Source organism: Bacteroides sp. 43_46, assembly GCF_001915455.1.
In the GTDB taxonomy this organism is placed as follows: Bacteria; Bacteroidota; Bacteroidia; order Bacteroidales; family Bacteroidaceae; genus Bacteroides; species Bacteroides caccae.
In genome coordinates, this window is sequence record NZ_MNQN01000100.1 from 1 (window position 1) to 20,656 (window position 20,656).

12 protein-coding genes are annotated in these 20,656 nt (G+C 40.9%); 3 read left to right on the forward strand and 9 right to left on the reverse strand.

Annotated elements, in window-relative coordinates:
- Positions 1-225: 225 nt before the first annotated feature.
- From BHV72_RS08610 to BHV72_RS08625, 4 genes are read right to left on the reverse strand one after another with little or no spacing between them, the layout of a single operon-like run.
- On the reverse strand, positions 226-2,310 hold the full coding sequence (locus tag BHV72_RS08610) for a M3 family metallopeptidase (RefSeq protein ID WP_286855601.1): 2,085 nt from the start codon (positions 2,308-2,310) through the stop codon (positions 226-228).
- Between the two features lie 31 nt (positions 2,311-2,341).
- A complete protein-coding gene (locus BHV72_RS08615) occupies positions 2,342-3,427 on the reverse strand; it encodes an endonuclease/exonuclease/phosphatase family protein (protein ID WP_032838214.1) in 1,086 nt (361 codons plus the stop codon).
- A 4-nt stretch (positions 3,428-3,431) separates the two neighbouring features.
- Positions 3,432-4,337 carry a rhomboid family intramembrane serine protease gene (locus BHV72_RS08620; protein WP_055172453.1) on the reverse strand — a complete coding sequence of 302 codons (906 nt, stop codon included), beginning with the start codon at positions 4,335-4,337 and terminating at the stop codon, positions 3,432-3,434.
- Positions 4,318-4,995 carry a rhomboid family intramembrane serine protease gene (locus BHV72_RS08625; protein WP_032837909.1) on the reverse strand — a complete coding sequence of 226 codons (678 nt, stop codon included), beginning with the start codon at positions 4,993-4,995 and terminating at the stop codon, positions 4,318-4,320. Before BHV72_RS08625 ends, BHV72_RS08620 begins: the two co-directional genes overlap by 20 nt.
- 221 nt (positions 4,996-5,216) lie before the next feature.
- Here BHV72_RS08625 and BHV72_RS08630 point away from each other — a divergent pair, with 221 nt between their 5' ends.
- Positions 5,217-5,489: an HU family DNA-binding protein gene (locus BHV72_RS08630; RefSeq protein WP_005675243.1), complete on the forward strand. Its 273-nt coding sequence runs from the start codon at positions 5,217-5,219 to the stop codon at positions 5,487-5,489.
- 84 nt (positions 5,490-5,573) lie between these two features.
- Entirely contained in the window at positions 5,574-7,391 is a 1,818-nt protein-coding gene (gene argS, locus BHV72_RS08635) for an arginine--tRNA ligase (RefSeq protein WP_005675244.1), read from the forward strand.
- Positions 7,392-7,620: 229 nt separating this feature from the next.
- Here the strand turns inward: argS and BHV72_RS08640 are convergent, their stop codons facing one another.
- Together BHV72_RS08640 and topA are read right to left on the reverse strand one after the other, a co-directional pair.
- Positions 7,621-9,630 (reverse strand): LruC domain-containing protein, encoded by a 2,010-nt coding sequence (locus BHV72_RS08640; protein WP_286855585.1) that lies wholly within the window; start codon positions 9,628-9,630, stop codon positions 7,621-7,623.
- A gap of 68 nt (positions 9,631-9,698) precedes the next feature.
- Complete coding sequence (topA, locus tag BHV72_RS08645) at positions 9,699-12,044, reverse strand: type I DNA topoisomerase (protein ID WP_005675246.1); 2,346 nt, start codon at positions 12,042-12,044, stop codon at positions 9,699-9,701.
- 355 nt (positions 12,045-12,399) lie between these two features.
- Here topA and BHV72_RS08650 point away from each other — a divergent pair, with 355 nt between their 5' ends.
- A complete protein-coding gene (locus tag BHV72_RS08650; RefSeq protein WP_286855586.1) occupies positions 12,400-16,341 on the forward strand; it encodes a hybrid sensor histidine kinase/response regulator transcription factor in 3,942 nt (1,313 codons plus the stop codon).
- A 120-nt stretch (positions 16,342-16,461) separates the two neighbouring features.
- Here the strand turns inward: BHV72_RS08650 and BHV72_RS08655 are convergent, their stop codons facing one another.
- The 3 genes from BHV72_RS08655 to BHV72_RS08665 all read right to left on the reverse strand — a co-directional run bounded on the left by BHV72_RS08655 (position 16,462) and on the right by BHV72_RS08665 (position 20,631).
- Positions 16,462-17,586 (reverse strand): DUF4971 domain-containing protein, encoded by a 1,125-nt coding sequence (locus BHV72_RS08655; protein ID WP_022043264.1) that lies wholly within the window; start codon positions 17,584-17,586, stop codon positions 16,462-16,464.
- 87 nt (positions 17,587-17,673) lie between these two features.
- Positions 17,674-19,134 (reverse strand): BACON domain-containing protein, encoded by a 1,461-nt coding sequence (locus BHV72_RS08660; protein ID WP_022043265.1) that lies wholly within the window; start codon positions 19,132-19,134, stop codon positions 17,674-17,676.
- Positions 19,135-19,155: 21 nt separating this feature from the next.
- Complete coding sequence (locus tag BHV72_RS08665) at positions 19,156-20,631, reverse strand: BACON domain-containing protein (protein WP_286855587.1); 1,476 nt, start codon at positions 20,629-20,631, stop codon at positions 19,156-19,158.
- Between the last annotated feature and the right edge of the window lie 25 nt (positions 20,632-20,656).

A 20,656-nucleotide genomic window follows, 5' to 3' on the forward strand; every position in this document is an offset into this window, starting at 1 on the left:
GAACACGCATACCAGCGTGAGTAATACCGCAAAAACCTTTACAAATCCTTTGTTTTGCATTTTACTTTTAATTTATGATGATTACTTTTTTAATTTAATTTTCAGTTAAATTCTGTCGTACACAAGTTCTTTTTGCCGCATACAAGGCTGCAAATATAGTTTTTTTTTCACATTCATGTGTAATAAGCCCTCAAATATTTGATGTTTAAGGGCTTTTTTACCGATTTATTTCATTCCTCTGTTTTTCAGCAGTGGCTCCATGCTCGGTTCTGTGCCACGGAAATTTTTGTAGAGAGTCATCGGGTCTTCGCTGTCACCCTTCTCCAACACGTTCCGACGGAACAATTCGGCGGTGTTTTTGTCGAAGATTCCATGCTCTTTGAAAGCTTCAAAGGCGTCGTTATCCAGTACGTTAGCCCACAGGTAACTGTAATAGCCGGCTGCATATCCGCCGATGATGTGATTGAAGTAAGTCACACGGTAACGTGGGGCAATTTCAGAGATAAGATTGAGCTTGTCCATAGCTTCTTTTTCGTACGAAACAGCATCTAAATTCTTTACATCTTTCAGCATGTGCAGGTTCATGTCAAGGATAGCGGCAGCCAGCAGTTCGGTAGTCATGAATCCCTGGTTGAATGTTTTCTGCTGAAGTATTTTTTCGATGATTTCATCGGGGATTACTTTACCGGTAGCATAATGCTTGGCATACATTTTCAACACTTCCGGTTCGGTTGCCCAGTGTTCGTTGATTTGAGAGGGAAGTTCTACAAAATCACGTACAACATTGGTGCCGGAAGTTCCTTTGTATTTGCACTGGGTGAGCAAGCCGTGCAGTGCATGTCCGAACTCGTGAAACAGTGTTTCCACTTCATCCATTGTGAGTAGAGAAGGGGTGTCACCTATCGGTTTGGTAAAGCTGCAAACATTGCATACTAGCGGACGGATTGGCCCACTTTGTTCGCGGTAGTTGCTCATCCATGCTCCGCCGCTTTTTCCAGGACGTGGAAAGTAGTCTACATAGAAGATACCGAGCTGGGAACCATTGGCGTCTTTTACTTCAAACACTTCTACATCAGGGTGATAAGTAGGGATATCTTCTAGCTTGCTTAGGGTGATACCATATAGTTTATTAGCTACGGCAAAAGCACCTTCGCGGACATTTTCCAATTTGAAGTAAGGTTTCGTGTCTTCTTCGGACAGGTTGTATTTCTCTTTTCTGAGTTTTTCGGTGTAGTACCACCAGTCCCATGCTTCCAGTTTTTCACCTTTGCCTTCCTTGTCCATAAGTTGCTGAAGTTCTGCGGCCTCCGATTTCGCTTTTGGCAGGGCGTAGCTCCATAGATTATTCAGGAGGTCCATTACGTTATTAGCATTTTTAGCCATGGTTTCGTCTAACACGAAGTTGGCATAGCAATCGAAGCCCAATAAGTTCGCCTTTTCCAGACGGAGGGAAATGATTTTGCTGATTACTTCTTTATTGTCGTTCTTATCGTTATTATTTCCACGGTTGATATATGCTTTATACATCTTCTCACGGAGTGGGCGGTTTTCTGAATACTGCAGGAAGGGCAGGCGGCTGGCGTTATGTAGAGTAAACAACCATTTTCCCGGTTGTCCGGCAGCTTTAGCCTCTTCGGCGGCACTTTGGCAGAACCATTCCGGCAGGCCGGCAAGGTCTTCCTGCTTGTCAACGAAAAGTTGGAAAGCATTATTCTCGTTCAATACATTGTTGCTGAAGGTGATACCGAGTGTAGAAAGTTCCTTGTTGATTTCACGGAGGCGGGCTTGTTGTTTTGTGTCGAGGTTGGCTCCGGAGCGGACAAAGCTTTTATAGGTCTTGTCTAGCAGTCGTTGTTGTTCTATTGTCAGGTTCAATGAGTCTTTTTGTTGATAGACATCGTTTATCCGTTTGAAAAGTGCCTGGTTCAAGGAAATATTATCTTCGTGTTCCGAAAGAACCGGAGCCAGTTTAATAGACAACTCGGTCAGCGAATCGGTCGTTTCTGCGTCTGTCATATTGAAAAAGATAGCACTGACACGGTCTAAAATGGGAGCACTGTTGTCCAGTGCTACGATTGTATTTTCAAATGTTGGAACTTCCGGGCTCTCGATGATAGCCTCGATGTTCTGATTTTGTTCTTCGATGCCTTTCAGGAAGGCGGGTTCGTAATGTTCCAGTTTAATCTTATCGAAAGAAGGAACACCATACTCTGTTTGAAACTCTGTAAAGAAAGGATTACTTTCTGTTTTTGTAGTACAGGAGTACATCATGCAACTTGCAGCTAAAATGGTTAGTGTTTTTTTTATCATCATAAGTGTTTTATATTAGAGTTTACAGTTCTTATCGCTTGCTGATATGGCACCAGATAGGGTAGTGGTCCGAAGCCTTTATAGATCGGTCTACGGTGCAGTTATAAGCTTTCAGGTTAGGGCTTATCAGGATATTGTCGATACGGAAATAGAATTTGTTCTGATTATACGAGATTCCTAATCCTTTGCCGGATTGGGTAAATGCGTCGTCCAATTTTTGAGTCAGGATACGGTGAGTATACGAGATAGAGCCGTCGTTGAAATCACCACACGCTATAATAGTCGGATATTTGCTTTCTGTAATGGCTTTGTTTACGGAGTCTGCCTGCGAAGCGCGGATGGCTGACGCTTCCGCTAATTTTTTGACCAGTTGCCGAAGTCCGGTTTTGACCTTCTTGGCGTTCGGGTCCTTAATCATATCCTCATACATTCCCCGGTCTTCCTTGGTAAGTTTGTTGGACTCCAAATGGTTGTTAATCAGAGTGACTGTGTCATTATTCACTGCCAGCACATATTTGACGGAACCATTGTATGTACTTTCATAATCAATGGGAGATACTGAAAGTATGGGATATTTAGAAAAACAGGCAAGCTGTACGTCGCTTCTGTTTTGTCGGCGAACGGAATAATAGGGATATGCTTTCAATGCTTTTTTGATGTCTGCTTCTGTCAGATATTTCTTATTCTGCGCTGCATTATATTCTTGCAAACAGATAATATCTGCTTTGCTGTTAACCAGGTATGATAAGATTGGATTCTTTCCGTCTTTCTTTTCCAAATTGCTGAAATTCATTACATTATAAGAAAGAATTTTGATACTTCCTTCCGGGATTGTCTTGGTAGTGGAATTGAAAGGAATATAGGTCCTTATCTGCGGAAAGCAAACCAAAAAACCGATTAGCGGTACTAAAGCATACCGGTAATTGATGAATACCCAGAAAATGATAAAAGCGATATTGATTACCAAAAATAGTGGAAATGCAAGCCCCAGTCCGGAGGAAAGCGGATTCAATTTCGGATTAAGATAAGGACTGTAAGCGCTCAATATCAGCGTTCCTACGAAGAAAGCGTTGATAGCTAATATCAGATATGCGACAATTTTGCCAATATGTTCCATCTTATTATCTTTTGCTTGCATCGAACAAGCTTTTCTTTTCCTCCGTCGTCAGACTGTCGTAACCGGATTTTTTCAATTTATCCAGAATGCGGTCTATTTCGTCGGACTGTGCTTTTTTATGGGCGTTGTAATCATAATCTTTTTCACGACTGGTCGTGCCTCCTCCGTAATGTACTTTCATTTTGGGTTTGTGTTTCCATGTCTTTTTCTGGAATAGAGAGATAAAAGCGTCCAGAAGCCAGTTGATCCATGCGGTCAGATCCGCCCCTTTGCTTAGGCTGGCGGCAAACCAAAGTCCGGCAAGAGCGCCGCCCAAGTGAGCGATATGTCCTCCGGCATTGCTTGACGTGATAGATAATACGTCAATTCCTATAACAACGAGTGCCAGATATTTGAGACGGATTGCGCCGAAAAGAAAGAGTTGTACCCGGTAATTGGGCTCACGGTAAGCAGTGGCAGCCACAATCGCCAAGACGGAAGCCGAAGCTCCTACTAGTGTAGAAACTGCTACTTCCTGATTGAACAAAGGAAATACATTGTAAGCAACCATATATAATAAACCTCCGAGGATACCTCCCAATATGTACAAACCTCTTAAATGCTTTGCTGAAAAAAAGTGTAGAAACAAGCTTCCGAACCAATACAACCAGAGCATATTGAATAGGATATGCAGAAGACCGGCGTGCATGAACATATAAGTGATAATCGACCATGGTTGATGAAAGAACCGAATAAAGGAAGCCGGTAAAGCGAATATGCCGAATATATCGGGTATACTGTGCTGAAATAGTTGCAAGAAAACATTGATTAACGTGCCAATGATAAAAATGCTTACGTTAATGTAAATCAGCTGGATAAATATATTCCCTCTTCTGAATGTCTCTTTTAAATCAGTTATAATATGTCCCATTGTTTTTACTTTTTTTTCTCCAATACAAAATCAGAATAAGCCCGAATAGCATTCCACCCAAGTGAGCAAAATGAGCTACATTATCTCCGGCACTGTTGGCTAGTCCTGCCCATAACTCAATCGCAGCATATCCGATAACGAAGAATTTAGCCTTGATAGGGAAAGGCAGCGGGAAGATAAACAGTTGGTTGTTGGGATACAACATTCCGAATGCCAGCAAAATGGCGTAAACGGCTCCTGAAGCACCTACGGTAGTCATCATGTTGAGATACTGGTCCATAGAAATGATGCCGTAACCTATTAAGTTCACTTCCGTGTGTTGGCTCAGTTCCGTTATGTACTGAATATATTGAACCCCTTCCTGAATGAGTCCTGCACCGATACCGCAAAGGATATAGTAAAACAGGAAACGTTTGGGACCCCAGGTTTGTTCGAGAATCGGTCCGAACATGAAAACGGCAAACATATTAAAAAATATATGGCTGAACCCGCCATGCATAAACATGTACGTGATGAGCTGTGCCGGATTGAAATCACTTGCGAGGAAAAAATGTAATCCTAGATAATTAGCTAAATCTATACCGTAACGTTGGGCTACAAGCGTTCCGAAAAATACTAATACATTGATAATTATCAGGTTTTTAGTTACAGTTGGCATCATTTTAAATTCTGAATATTTAGATACTAGATGCAAAAGTACGAATAAATTCTGTTTTAAAGCATGAAAAAGACTTCCTATTAGCTCTTTTTCAATAAATTGCTGCGTTTTTTTTATGTTTTTATTTGATATGTTGTTTTGTTCGGCTATATTTGTAGAATCAATCCCTTGTAGGATAATCTTTTGTGTAACATATATATTAATTAATCATTTTACGTATTATGAATAAGTCTGAACTTATTAGCGCAATGGCTGCTGAATCTCAAATGAGCAAAGCCGATGCAAAAAAAGCACTTGATGCTTTTATCACTTCAGTTACTAATGCTATGAAAGCTGGCGACAAAGTATCTCTCGTTGGTTTTGGTACTTTCTCTGTAAGCGAAAGAGCTGAAAGAACTGGTATTAACCCTTCTACAAAGGCAACTATTACTATTCCTGCAAAGAAAGTAGCTAAGTTTAAAGCTGGTGCTGAATTGTCTGCAGCTGTTGAATAAGATATCATAGTTGAAAGAATTTAGAAAGAGGAGACGTATACGTCTCCTTTTTTTGTATCTTTGCGCGCAAGAAACAACTTGATTATGAAGATAGAAGATAAACTTGTAGCGTCCGTCATTAGCGGACTGAAAGCACTCTACAGTCAGGAAGTCCCTGAAAAAATGGTGCAAATTCAAAAGACCAAAAAAGAATTTGAAGGACATCTGACGCTGGTCGTGTTCCCTTTTCTGAAAATGTCAAGAAAAGGACCGGAACAGACGGCGCAGGAAATCGGTGAATATCTGAAGGTGAACGAACCGGCAGTAGCAGCTTTTAATGTGATAAAAGGTTTCCTGAACTTGACTATCGCATCGGCTACGTGGATCGATTTGCTGAATGAAATTCAGGCTGACGAACAATATGGTCTGGTGAAAGCTACCGAAACTTCGCCATTGGTGATGATTGAGTATTCTTCTCCGAATACAAACAAACCTCTTCATTTAGGTCATGTGCGTAATAACCTTTTAGGTAATGCATTGGCTAACATTGTGGCGGCAAATGGTAATAAGGTAGTAAAAACAAATATCGTAAACGATCGTGGTATCCATATCTGTAAATCCATGCTGGCATGGAAGAAATATGGAAACGGTGAAACCCCGGAAACTTCCGGCAAGAAAGGTGACCACCTCGTTGGCGATTATTATGTATCTTTCGATAAGCATTATAAAGCGGAGGTAAAGGAACTTATGACTGAGTTTGCGGCACAGGGAATGAGTGAGGATGAAGCTAAGGCGAAAGCGGAAGCTGCTTCTCCCTTGATGCAGGAAGCTCGTGAAATGTTGGTGAAGTGGGAAGCCGGCGACCCGGAAATACGCGGATTGTGGGAAATGATGAATAACTGGGTGTATGCTGGATTTGATGAGACTTACCGGAAAATGGGTGTCAGCTTCGACAAGATATATTATGAATCCAACACTTATCTCGAAGGGAAGGAGAAGGTTATGGAAGGGCTGGAAAAAGGTTTCTTTTTCAAAAAAGAGGACGGATCTGTTTGGGCGGATCTGACTGCTGAAGGTTTGGATCATAAGTTGCTTCTTCGTGGCGATGGTACATCTGTTTATATGACGCAAGATATCGGTACAGCTAAACTTCGCTTTGCAGACTATCCTATTGATAAGATGATTTATGTAGTAGGTAATGAGCAAAACTATCATTTTCAGGTGCTTTCTATTCTGCTTGACAAACTCGGTTTTGAGTGGGGCAAGAGCTTGGTTCACTTCTCTTATGGAATGGTAGAGTTGCCGGAGGGCAAGATGAAATCTCGTGAAGGTACGGTGGTGGACGCTGATGACCTAATGGAAGAAATGATTGCCACTGCTAAAGAAACTTCACAGGAACTTGGCAAATTGGATGGTTTGACACAGGAAGAAGCTGATGATATTGCCCGTATCGTCGGTCTGGGTGCATTGAAATATTTCATTTTGAAAGTAGATGCGCGTAAAAATATGACGTTTAATCCGAAAGAGTCTATCGACTTCAATGGTAATACAGGCCCGTTTATTCAATATACTTATGCTCGTATTCAGTCTGTGCTTCGTAAAGCTGCCGAATCGGGTATTGTGGTTCCCGGACAGATTCCTGCTGGTATTGAATTGAGCGAAAAAGAAGAGGGGCTGATTCAAATGGTTGCCGACTTTGCTGCTGTTGTCAAGCAGGCAGGGGAAGATTACAGCCCGTCTATTATTGCGAATTATACTTATGATTTGGTGAAAGAATACAACCAGTTCTACCATGACTTCAGTATTTTGCGCGAAGAGAACGAAGCGGTGAAAGTGTTCCGTATCGCTCTGTCGGCTAATGTGGCCAAAGTCGTGCGTTTGGGTATGAGTTTACTGGGTATTGAAGTACCTTCCAGAATGTAAGACATTCTCTGAACAAAATATCTTTCTACGGGGTTTCTTCATTATGTATATAATGAAAGGAATCCCGTTAGATCATTTTATAAATATGTTGCGTGTCATATGATTCCCCTCTCTCTTTGTTTGATAGAGTGTATACCGATAGGGGATTTAAGGTAGGATAAAGTAAAAAAGAAAGGCAGACAAAGTTCAAGCCTTGCCTGCCCGATTCTGTTTCTTATGCTGATAATTGTTATTTCTTAGGATACTTATACCAGTCTTTAGCTTGTGCACCATTAGATTTAACCCATGTCGCAAACTTCGGATACGATTCGTCTATTCTTATACCTTCCTCGGGGATCGGGAATTCACTAACCGGCATATTGAGTGCAAACGGCATCAGATCTATTGAAACATAATATAAATCTTCTTCTGGCCTGGATACGTCTTTTCCTGTTCCTAATAATGAAAGATCGGCTTTATCAGTAGGAGGATATTTTACCAAGTGCACTTCTCTACCTCTGGCTTGGCCAGATCCTACGAAGATAAACGGATTGTAAGGTGGCAATATACTTTTCGAAGTAACATCATTTACTTGGATAGTTACAGTGTATTTCCTGGCTTTTTCTTCTTTATTATCAAATATTGCCATATTATCAAATAGCAAGATTGTAGGATGTGATTGACCAGCCTCTGTTTCTCCGGGCATATATTGGGATTTGGGCGCATACGAAGGGCTTTCAATAGTAACTTTGCTAATATCGCTATTAGTAGTGTTATGCAATTGATAACCAAAACCATTCACTAAATAACCTCCACGATGTAATGGAGTGAACTCGTCAACAACCTTATAGATACGATTAGTCAGTATTGATTTATATACTTTACTGGTATATCGTATCATTACGTCATTCATATCGTAATCTCCCTGCTCCGGCCATAAGTCTTCGAATGTCAATATCCCGGAATAAGAAGTATAGTTGTCTTCATCAGTTGGACCTTCCGGATCTGTTGGTAACTCGGGAATTACACCTTCATCAATAGCATCTTTTTCGGCTATGTGAACATAGAAAATTGCATCACAGTAATCGAGGTCTATGTTGTCCTCAAATCCGATAGCAACAATCTGATTAGATTTACTGTCCCGTAACGATATGGTTCTTTGTCTTTGTACGCCATCCTTTCCCGGTTCATTCAAAATTGTGGTGGAGTATCGAGGGCCCATTCCTTTTACGAGATCGCCTTGTGAATCTCCGTTTGAAGGTGTGCTTCTGAATCCCATACCTTGCAGATACCAGCCAATAGTGACGCCCTTAGGAAATTTGTCTTCAAATTTTCCCGTGTCTTCATTCCAGTATTTTAGTTTAACTTCATCACCACAGACTAAAGCTCCTACTCCGGCTGTTTTATAAATAGGAGAAGCATTTGGGAATGCTAATATCCTTTTGATGTTTTCTATGGTCGGTATTTCGCTGGTCGGATAAGTGTAATACCCTACTGTATTATACCATGCGGCACTACTGTTAACAAATACTAGACTAACTTCTGTATCTTTAGTGATAGGGATATCTGATATCATATCACCATTAAAGAACTCAGGATAGTTATCATGAATGTTCCTTCCTCCCGCTTTGTCGAAGATGCTTTTTATATTATAAAGTACATCAGCAGGAGGAATATTCTTTTCTTTTGATAAGTTATTGGGACGTCCGTTGTCATCCCAGTCCATACCAGGCAGCAGTGCCCAGACATCCAAATATTTGTGCTGATTGGCTGTTGTCCCTCTGCTTATCGGGGTTGATGCTTTTTCAAGCAGGGACTTAACATAGTCATTTTGGTTGAAAGAAATACGATGATCGGCGTTAATTGTTAGTTTTACCGGAGATGCTGTACCTAGATAGTCGGATGATAGCCATACTTCTGAGATATCAGCCGGTATACTTATTCCATCTTCACTAAATTTACCATGTTTGTCAGTTGCAGCCCGATAAAAGGGTTCTACTTCTTTTTTCTTCCAACTACCATCTTTGTCATTTACTTCGATCGGATCTTGGTCATAAATCTCAAAAAGAACCGTATATTCTTCCTTAAAGCCATAGTCAATATCTAAGGCTAAACTTTGATTCATGTCGAAATCAAAGAACTGTTCTTTGGGAATCTTCTCGGGTTCTTGAAATAAATCACGTTCATTGTCTACACAACTACATATCAATGGGATACAAAATATGCCCATTAATGTCTTTACAAATATTGTTTGTTTCATATGTTAATGAAATATAAAGATATTAATGGGCAAATATAGAAATAAACCGAAAGCTTTCCAAAAGATATTTACTTCTTTTTTGCAAATTTCTTTTTTGGTGCTGAGGTAACACCTTTCTCGTCCTGTATCCTGATTAATTCCATGCAACTATGCAGGCTTAAATCTTGTGGGACAATATCTTTAGGAATCTTATAGTTATTACCTTTATATGCTATATATGGTCCGTAACGACCATTCAGAATTTCCAATTCTGGTTCTTCTGCGAACTTCTTGATGTGGCGTTCGGCTTCCTTTGTGCGTTTCTCTAGAATCAGTTGTTCCGCCTCTTCTAAAGTAATTTCCATGGGATCCATCGTTTTCGGGAGCGATACATACACCTTATTATGTAGTACATACGGACCGAAACGACCAATACCTACACTGACTGTCTTTCCTTCATATTCGCCTAACGTACGGGGCAGCTTGAACAATTCCAGCACTTCTTCCAATGTGATCGTTTCTATGGACTGACCTTTTTTCATTTGTGCAAAACGTGGCTTTTCTTCATCTTCCGCCGTACCGATTTGCGCCATAGGACCAAAACGTCCGATTTTTACCGAAACAGGTTTACCTGTTTCCGGTTCCTCACCCAAAATACGTTCGCCTACTTTATGTTCAGTCTTTATTGCCAAAGTGTTTTCTACTGACGGGTGGAATTGGTCGTAGAAGGTTTTCAGAATTGAAGTCCATTTCACTTCTCCTTCGGCAATTTCATCGAACTCTTTTTCTACACTAGCTGTAAAGTTATAATCCAGAATATCAGGGAAATATTCGGTGAGGAAATCATTTACTACCGTTCCGGTATCCGTAGGGAATAACTTGGCCTTTTCTGTTCCGGTAATTTCAGTATGATTTTCGTCTTTGACTTGTTGGTCTTTTAATGTCAGCACATTGAACATCCGTTCTTCTCCGTCTTTATTGCCTTTTTCCACATATTCGCGATTCTGAATCGTGGAAATGGTAGGCGCATACGTAGATGGGCGACCGATTCCCAGCTCCTCCAATTTACGTACAAGACTTGCTTCGGTATAGCGCGGTGGGCGTTGGGTAAAACGTTCGGTTGCAACGATAGGACCGTGTTCCAGTTTCTGACCTTTTTTCAGAGGAGGCAACAGATTACTTTCATCCTCTTGTTCATTTTCATCGTCATAAGATTCACGGTATACACGCAAGAATCCATCGAATTTAATAACTTCACCGATAGCTGTAAAGACTTCACTACTACTGCTAATTGATATTGTAACAGTTGTCTTTTCCAGTTCCGCATCTGCCATTTGTGAGGCAATGGTACGTTTCCATATCAAGTCGTACAGTTTTTTCTCCTGCGCTGTCCCTTCGATGGACTGGTTTTCCATATAGGTAGGACGGATTGCTTCATGTGCCTCCTGTGCCCCTTTGGTTTTCGTTTCAAAGTGACGAGGATGCACATAACGTTCACCCATCATTTTGATGATAGCATCCTTACTGCCTATGGTTGCAAATTCCGACAAGTTCACGGAGTCGGTACGCATATAGGTGATAAATCCCGATTCGTACAAACGTTGGGCAATCATCATAGTTTGCGCCACCGTATAGCCTAATTTGCGTGCAGCTTCCTGTTGCAATGTCGAAGTTGTGAACGGAGCAGGAGGTGTTTTCTTTAACGGACGGGTAGTAATATCTTCGATAGCAAAATTAGCTCCTTTACATGCGTTGAGGAATGCTTCTGCTTCTTTCTTCGTTTTGATACGGTGGGCCAGTTCGGCTTTCATCTCCACTAGTTTCCCATCAGTGTCGGGCACAAGGAAAACGGCGGTCACACGGTAAGCTGCTTCCGATTTGAAAGCATGGATTTCGCGTTCGCGCTCAACAATCAGTCGAACGGCAACCGATTGTACACGTCCTGCCGAAAGCGCCGGTTTCACTTTTCTCCAAAGTACAGGAGACAGTTCAAAACCTACGATACGGTCCAGAATACGTCGTGCTTGCTGTGCATTCACGAGGTTAATGTCAATATCACGTGGTTGTTCGATTGCTTTTAAGATAGCACTTTTTGTAATTTCATGAAATACGATTCGTTTTGTGTTTTCCGGTTTTAGTTTTAAGACCTCATACAGATGCCAGGCGATAGCCTCTCCCTCGCGGTCCTCATCGGATGCGAGCCATACGGTTTCTGCCTCTTTCGCTTCTGCTTTCAGTGTGCTAACCAGAGCCTTTTTGTCTGCCGGAATTTCATAATTGGGTTTAAAATTCTTCTCTACGTCGATACTGAACTCTTTTTTCTTCAGATCGCGTATATGTCCGTAACTTGAAAGGACTTTGAAATCTTTCCCAAGAAACTTTTCAATCGTTTTTGCTTTTGCCGGAGACTCGACAATGACAAGGTTTTTCTGCATAATTCTTTCTTTTATAATGGCTTGTACCACAATATTTGGGCACAAAAGTAAAAAAAAAGATTCTCCCTACCTTATAATATAAGGAGAATCTAATGTTTTTTAGTAAAATAACGTCAGCCCGATATAAATCAGTTATAACTATAAATTTTCTTTTTCAGCGTATAGAAGTATTCGTAGGAGGTGGAAGAACATACCAACGGTTATGCTAAATTCATGTTTAAATAGGTTCGAAATTAATTCGTATTTTATATACGGAAGAAAAAGTACTTTACTTATAATTAGAATTTGAAATAAAACAGTACTATTAAAATAAAATTTATTATATTTACAAATTGTATTGTATGTCTTACTAAATATGAGTAAAGTTCTGTTAAAAATATATTTAATATTCTTCTTTGTCGGAATGGCTCATTCCATTCGAAGCCAATCCCCTTACTATTATTATAAACAGCTTGGAATTAAAGAAGGACTTTCGCAGTCAAGAGTACAATGTATCTTGAATGATCATAGAGGCTATTTATGGATTGGTACAGAGTCTGGTTTGAATTGTTACGATCGCGATCATTTGAAACACTATTTGCATCGGCCGGAGGACGAAAGTACATTGCCCTCAGATAATATAATTTTTATAGCGGAAGATTCTTTGCATAATTTGTGGGTAGCCACAACAGTTGGTATTTGTCTTTATAATAGAGGCCATGATAACTTTAAAACTTTATCAAGTAATGGTAAACCTATTTATGTTGCTTCCAGTTTATTGGTAGAAGGGGGAATTTTGTTGGGTGGGTCAGGTGATATTTATAAATATACTTATGCCACTAATAAACTTGAACCTTTATATTATGCAAAGGATCCTGCTTATTATGTTCCTTTTTGGGAGATGGTGCGTTACGATGACGAACATATCTTGCTTAACTCATGTTGGAATGGCATATATTCTTTCAATATTAAAACCCACGAACTGAAGAAGGTAGATGCTTTTACCGGAAAGAGTTATACTACTATTTTCTTAGATTCCCATAAGCGTCTGTGGGTGAGCATTTATGGTAGTGGGCTGTACTGCTATCAAGAAGGTAAACTTTTGAAACATTTTACAACATCCAATTCCTCTCTGACGTACGATGTCATTCATGATATTATGGAGAAAGATAATCAGCTTTGGGTGGCAACTGATGGTGGCGGAATTAACATCATTTCCTTGGATGATTTTTCGTTTACCAACATTCAGCAAAAGCAGGATGATGTTCACTCCTTTCCTGCCAATACCATTTATCGGCTTTATTTGGATTCTGCCAATAATATGTGGGCGGGCAGTATCCGCAGAGGGTTGATTGGTATAAGAAATGTATTTGCTTGTTCTTATCAGAATGTTCCTTTTGGCAATTTATATGGGTTGAGCAATCAGACCATCAATAGTTTTTTCCAAGATAGTGATGGAATGGTTTGGGTGGGGACTGATGGCGGTGGAATCAATAGGTTTGATCCGTTAACGGGAACTTTTAAGCATTATCCTTCTACTATGCATGAAAAGGTGGTTTCTATTGTCGAATATACCCCTGATGAATTATTATTTTCCTCTTTCAACGAGGGACTCTTTATTTTTCATAAGCAAACGGGACGGGTACGTCCTTTTGTTCTGGTCGATAAAGAAACAAATGATCGTGAATGTATTGACGGTTTCTCTGTCAACATCCGACGGGTAACGCCAGACAAGATTCTTTTCAGTGGCCAACATATTTTTATATACGATACTACTCGTCGTAAATTTGAGATTGTAGCCACTATGGGAAGAGAATACGAACGAAATTCGCCCTTGATCATAGCTACTGTGGGTACGAAAACTTATCTTACCGATTTGAAAAATATCTGCGAATATGATTCCTCGGAAGGGATTTTCAGGACGATTTATCAGGGGAAATATATCATTAATGATGCATCGCGTGACCAGGATGGCGTTTTCTGGTTAGCGTCTACCGAAGGCTTGGTACGTTACGATCCACGAACAGGAGAGAGCGAGTTGATCAAGACGAGTTTGTTTCAAGAGGTATCTTCTGTTGTAACTGATAACCAACATCGGATATGGGTAGGAACAAGACGATATTTGTTCGTTTATTCTTCTCTCACTCGGAACTTTGTTACATTGGACGAGGTGGACGGGGTTTTGCCTAACGAATATCTTTTTCAGGCCACTCTTCTTGCTCATAATGGAGATGTTTTTCTAGGTGGTACTATGGGGATGACAGTGATAAATTCTGGCTTTCATTTAGAAACGGAAGAAGATCATACTGTTGAATTACTAGATGTATTACTGAATGGTTTGCCTGTCCCATTATCCGAGAAGCGGGAGAAAGCTATTGAAACTATTCGGGTTCCATGGGACTTTTCCTCTCTGCAACTGAAAGTCCTGTTGAACGAGGGAGATGTGTTTCGTAAAAACTTTTTCCGGTTTAATATTGAAGGAATCGGGCAGGACTTGGCTAATTTCAATTCCAACTCTTTGGTTATTAATTATCTACCGATAGGGGAGTATACAATTACTGCTTCTTATTATACTCGTAATGGGGGGTGGAGTGTGAAACAGCCGATTCTTCATGTCGTGGTTGTTTCCCCTTGGTGGAAGAGCAATTGGTTTTATGCGGGGTTATGTATATTGGTGGGAATAGTAGTTTATGGCATTACTTTCTATTTTTATCGAAAAAAGAAAGCCAAACAGAAACGGGAGATTCTGCGTCTGAAAAACAAAATGTATGAAGAGAAAATTAATTTCTTAACGAACATCAGTCATGAGCTTCGTACGCCTCTTACGCTGATTTGTGCACCGTTGAAGCGTATTATTAATCATGAATCAGGTAGTGATCGTGAGGTAGAAAGATTGTTAGTCCCAATTTATAAGCAAGCACACCAAATGAAGAACATTATCGACATGGTACTTGACGTGCGGAAACTGGAGGAGGGAAAAGATATGTTACATATCCTGCCCTACTCTCTGAATGAGTGGGTACGGTCTGTCGGAGATAAATTTGCCGATGAATATCGCGTGAAGGGTATTTGGCTGGAATATGAACTGGATGAGCGCATAGGGAAGGTTCCTTTTGATAAGAATAAGTGTGAGTTCGTTCTTTCCAACTTCCTGATGAATGCACTCAAGTTCAGTGAATCAAATACTACTACTACGCTAATCACCTGTCTGTTGGAGGGAGAAGGACGGGTACGGGTTTCTGTCAAGGACGAAGGAATGGGGTTGAATATGGTGGATACAGATTCTCTTTTCTCTAGTTTCTATCAAGGGATACATGAGAAGGGAGGGAGTGGTATCGGACTTTCTTATGCGAAGAGCCTTATTGCTCATCATAAGGGAAAAGTGGGTGCTTCGAATACAGAAGGAAAAGGGGCGGTATTCTATTTTGAGTTACCGTTATTGGCGGATACATATGGACGACAAGAACTGTTGCGGGCAGATACGTCTACAGGAGTGGAAGTGAATGAACAAGACAAGATTGATTATACATTCTTAAAGAAATATGCGGTGATGGTGGTAGAAGACACTTCTGAATTACGAAACTATTTGAAAGAAACGTTGAGTAATTATTTTGCTCGTGTATACGTTGCTAAAGATGGTAAAGAAGGGTTGGAGCAGATTAAAGACCGATTGCCTGACATTATCATCAGTGATGTCATGATGCCTCGGATGAATGGATTTGAACTATGCAAGGAAGTGAAGACTAATTTGAAAATCAGTCATATTCCATTCATTTTATTAACTGCCTATCATAATTCACAAAATATGTACACCGGTTATAAGACTGGTGCGGATGTCTTTTTTCCGAAGCCTTTCGAGATAGATAGCTTGCTGGCGCTAATTCATAACCAACTACGGCAGCGTGAACAGATCAGAATACGCTATAAGGATGACAAATTGTTGACACATAAGGATATGAGTTTCAGTAATGCTGATGAGACTTTTCTGCTGAAGTTGAATACATTGATTGCGGACAACATGAGCAATCCGGAACTGGATGTTGCGTTTTTGGCTACTAATATGTGTATCAGTCGCTCATTGTTGTTTAATAAAGTGAAAACTATCACAGGTATGGGGATTGTAGATTATGTGAATAAGCAGCGTATTGAACGGTCTATCGTGTTGCTTACAACCACCACTATGAATATTACCGAGATTTCTGAAGTAGTTGGCTTCTCCTCCTTGCGTTATTTTAGCAAGGTTTTCAAATCTATAAAAGGAGAGATTCCTTCTGCTTACCGGAAACAGGATAAAGTGGGAGGCGACACCTGTTTGTAATTGATGTTAGAAAACCGATTGTAACAATGAGAGGAATGAAAATCATAAAGTATGTTTATGCTTTCATTCCTCTTCCTTTAAGAAGTCCCTAAAAACTTAGTTCTACCTTAATCAGAAAAACTATTTATTCAGTTTGCTAACCTTTACCCAATCTATTTCCATAATGGCAGGTAGATCGGTGTCATCAATAGGACCTGCCCATGAATCTGCGTTTCCTCCAAGTCCCATATTCAGAATGATATAGAAAGAAGAATCTTTGGTGAACGGCCATTGTTTCATTTCTTCTTCATTTGCCAGCTTGAGGTTCTCATAAGAGAAAGTCTTCTGGTCATTGACAAAGAACGTTATTTTATCTTCTGTCCATTCTACGGCATAGATATTCCAGTCCTCGTAGTTGCATGTTACCGATGTCGAGTTGATAGGATCTTTGATGTTCAAGTCGTAGGTATAGTGGGTATGCACTGTCTGATAAATCACATCTTCTTGCCGGATATGCTCCATTATGTCAATCTCACCGCCATTCGGCCAACTACTGTATAAGGGAGCAGACTTTTGAGGCATCAGCCAGATAGCAGGAAAGGCTCCGTCAGGATGTCTGGGGATTCTCGCTCTGACTTCAACACGCCCGAAGGTGAAGTCTACCTTACCTATTGACTCGATACCGCCGGCACGATATTCATTACCTATTTTTTCTGCCTTTAGTATCAGTTTGCCATCTTCTACATATGCTTGGTCGTAGCTTTCGGACATCTCGTCGCACCAGTCTGATGTTGATTTTTGACAGAGTACCCAGCTGTTGGGGTTGGGAATGCCATTTACGTTGAAATCGTCTATAAAGATAATGTCTTTCAACGTTTCGTCATACTTCGGTAGTACGATGGTATAAGTAGTCGACTGATTGTTCGCGGTGGTGACAGTCACCTTTTGCTCTTTCTGCCAGTTTTGTATAAAGGTAGCGGGGTCTGGTGAAATGCTCGCTCCGTCCATCAATGTATAATCCACGCCGGTGATGACATTCGCATTTTCGATGGTTCCGATTTCTATCTTGTGGGTGGTCTGGTCTATCTTTCCGTGATAATAGGAGGTAGTACCCGTTTGTACATTATTCACTGCTACGGCAAAAGCTGTAAGCGGATAGTTAGTCTTTTTTTGAGTGACGTACTTCGTTTCATCGTCCAGACAAGCAAAACAGGAAATACCGATGAATGTCAGGCTCAATATAAATAATAATTTTTTTTTCATCATACTCTTTTGGTTTTATGTATTATGAGTTTAATAAGCACTTACCCGAATTGTTGTTGGCAAGCGGGCAAGCACTTTTTGACTAAAGAATCAGTCTCCCCAGTTTAACGGAGCCACATATTCCCATTTAGTAAATACGAGACTGCCGCTTGTTGCTCTGACAAGGAAAGTTCCGCCGGAGCTAAGTTGCGAGAATGGCACTTTCCACGTGTCGCCTGTTCCGTCTGCATCGCTCACACCATCGCTGGTTGCTTTGGCGATTATCTTATTGTTCAGTATCCATTCGGTGTAGAGCCAGCTGCCGGTAGGTGTTACGCTCTCTTGGAGTTCAAACGACAGTACATTGGGTTGACTGGAATCTACAGTGTGGCGGCAATCAGATCTATCATCGAACACATCACTACACCAAGGTCTCGTACTTAGGAGGGTTATATTGTCACTGACATGGAAACGAAGTTCCACATCTCCCCACATAAAGAAGAGTTCGAAGTTGGCATTGAAAGGTTCGAAGTAGAAGTTGTAACGTCCGGGCATCAAGCTGCCGGGACCATATTGAGTACCTAACGTAACATCCATGTTGTGTACCTCAGGACGTTTGGGATTGGCCTGCTTGAACTTCACGGTCTTGGTCAGCGGTGTAGCGCCTTCGGCGGCTTTGGTTGCCAGTATGATTGTTCCCGTACGAACGCTGGACCCCGTATGTTCGGATACTTTGATTACCAGTTCTTCAGAACCGGAGAAAGAAGTTTTCTCGAAATCGTACCATGTATCGTCCAGTTCATTCTCTTTATAAACAGTCCATTCTGCATTGGATTCTATGGAGATTTTGAGCTCCTGCTCTTGCTCATAGATGGCAAACCACTTACCGTTCACTGGTGTTTCCGGTGTCAGCAGCACGCCGTCTTGTGTGCATTTCACTTCCATGGCAACTTTTCCGTGGCGGTCGTAAATGGTTACTACACCCGTTCTCATTTCACCTGTGTTGGGGGTAGCCTCTACTGTAATCTGTCCGTTTTGCTCGCCTTCAATCTTCCCGTCGTTACCTCGGATAGAAAGCCAGATGTCACCTTCTGTCACCTTAGCACTCCACTTCTGGTTACTGAGCACATTGAATGTCATAGCATCGCCTTCTTGGTTAATCATCTCTACGTCCTCTACATTCAGATAGGCAGTACCTTTCTGAGTGAGTACAAAGCGTTTGCCTGTCCAATAGTCACTCTTGATGTGAATGGTATCTATACGGTCGTCCAGTGCGGTATTCTCTTTGCAGGCAACAGTTACAGTATAGGTCTTACCAGCTTCACCCGTTGAGGGTGAAAGGGTATACCAGTCATATTTTCCGAAGACTTCCCATGAGTCAGTAGACTTGACTTCGAAAGAGAAAGGCTCCGGGTTGGAGGCTTGGATCACGTAAGAGTCTTCTACTCTATAACGCAAGTCGACCCACTTCTCTGCTTTGTCCTCTTCGCAGCTCTGCAACAGTAAACCAGTTGTAGGCAATGTCAAAAGCGGTAAAGCCCAGTATATTGCTTTATGTATAATTGATTTCATATTCACTTTATGTTTTTAGTATTATTCATAAGACTCAAAGTTGATAGATTTGAATGTCATTGTACAAATCTGGTCTGTTTCACTTTCAAATCCGAAGTAGAACTGTTGTCCACGGAAATTCGGATTGACCGCATAAATGTCCGTCTTATTTTTCATCCGTGCTACCTCTTGTTCGTTGACGTAAAGTATTAGACATATTTTGCCTTCATTTTCCGGATCGTCTTTGGCTTCAATGGCAATAGATTTAACGTCATTGATGTTTATATTAAAGTTTTGTAGTTTAAAGTAAGCTCCGTCCCATGCATCAATGTTTGAAGTCATCTCTGAACTTTCCGGTCTCAACCAGGCTTTGATATAACCGGAGCCATCTCCCCAAGTCCATGTATCTCCGTTAAGTTCGATTGCTCCATTACTGTCCGGTATATCCACTTTGTCAAACTCCCAAGCAACTTTTCCTTTTCTGAATCCAAAATTGGATACAAATCTGGCTGCGCCTTTACTTTGGATAGTAGTATATCCTGTCACCGGATCTACGGTCTCCTCTCCTCTGTCTAGAGACATATTTCTGGGTTGTGTCACTTCAATAGGCACGCCTTCAAATCCCGGAACATTCATTTTAGGATACAGTAAGATGTGTCCGGTACGCGGAACGAATAAATTATTAAACGTAGTAGACAGTTTTAACCGATTGCCGTCTGCTTCTGCACTCAGCCATTCTTTGTATTCAGTCGGAATTTCTATTTTCCATTCTACACTAGAGTTGATTTCTATTGTTTTCTCTCCACCTTCTCCGCTCATTGTGTTAACAGCATCTTCTTCATTCTTGGTTTCAATCACAATACCATCTTGGGTAATAGTGAATGTCTCCTCCTGAAAAGCCGTTTTCACGGTGATTTCCGCACTTCTTATTGCTCCTGTATTTTTGGGGACAGTAATTGTAATGTTCTCTTTCTCACCGTTCTCATTTCCCGTACCGGATGTTTTATCGATATTCTCAAGGAACTGAGTCGTAGTAATGATTTCCCACGGTTTATTGGAAATGATATTAAATGAAACCATGCCTCCTTCGGTAGGAACGATATCCGTAGGACGAATTACTACCAAGTCTTCTTTAGAAGCTTGTTCGATAGTCACTACCTTAGTTCCCTCAATGCCTTCAGCCTTGATGAACAGTTGAGCTGTACGCATTTGTTTTCCCACATTATTTTCGAGAGTTACTACAATCTCCGAAACCAGTGAACTTGTTGCACTCATAGTGGGAGTGGGTTTGCACCACTGTTGATTACTCTCGATTGTCCAAGGGGTGTTTGAACTGATATTAAAAACGATGTTGCTGGGAGAAGTTGCCAAAGCGGTATAAGCCTCCAGTGCATCTATCTGGATGTTGAGGGGTCCTTCCGGCTGTGAGTCGATATCGAACTCCTGACATGCTACGAAACTGAATGTGCACAATGCAAGAATCAGTTGCAATAATGTGTTGTTATATAACTTTTTCATATATCATATTTACTATTAGATTAGA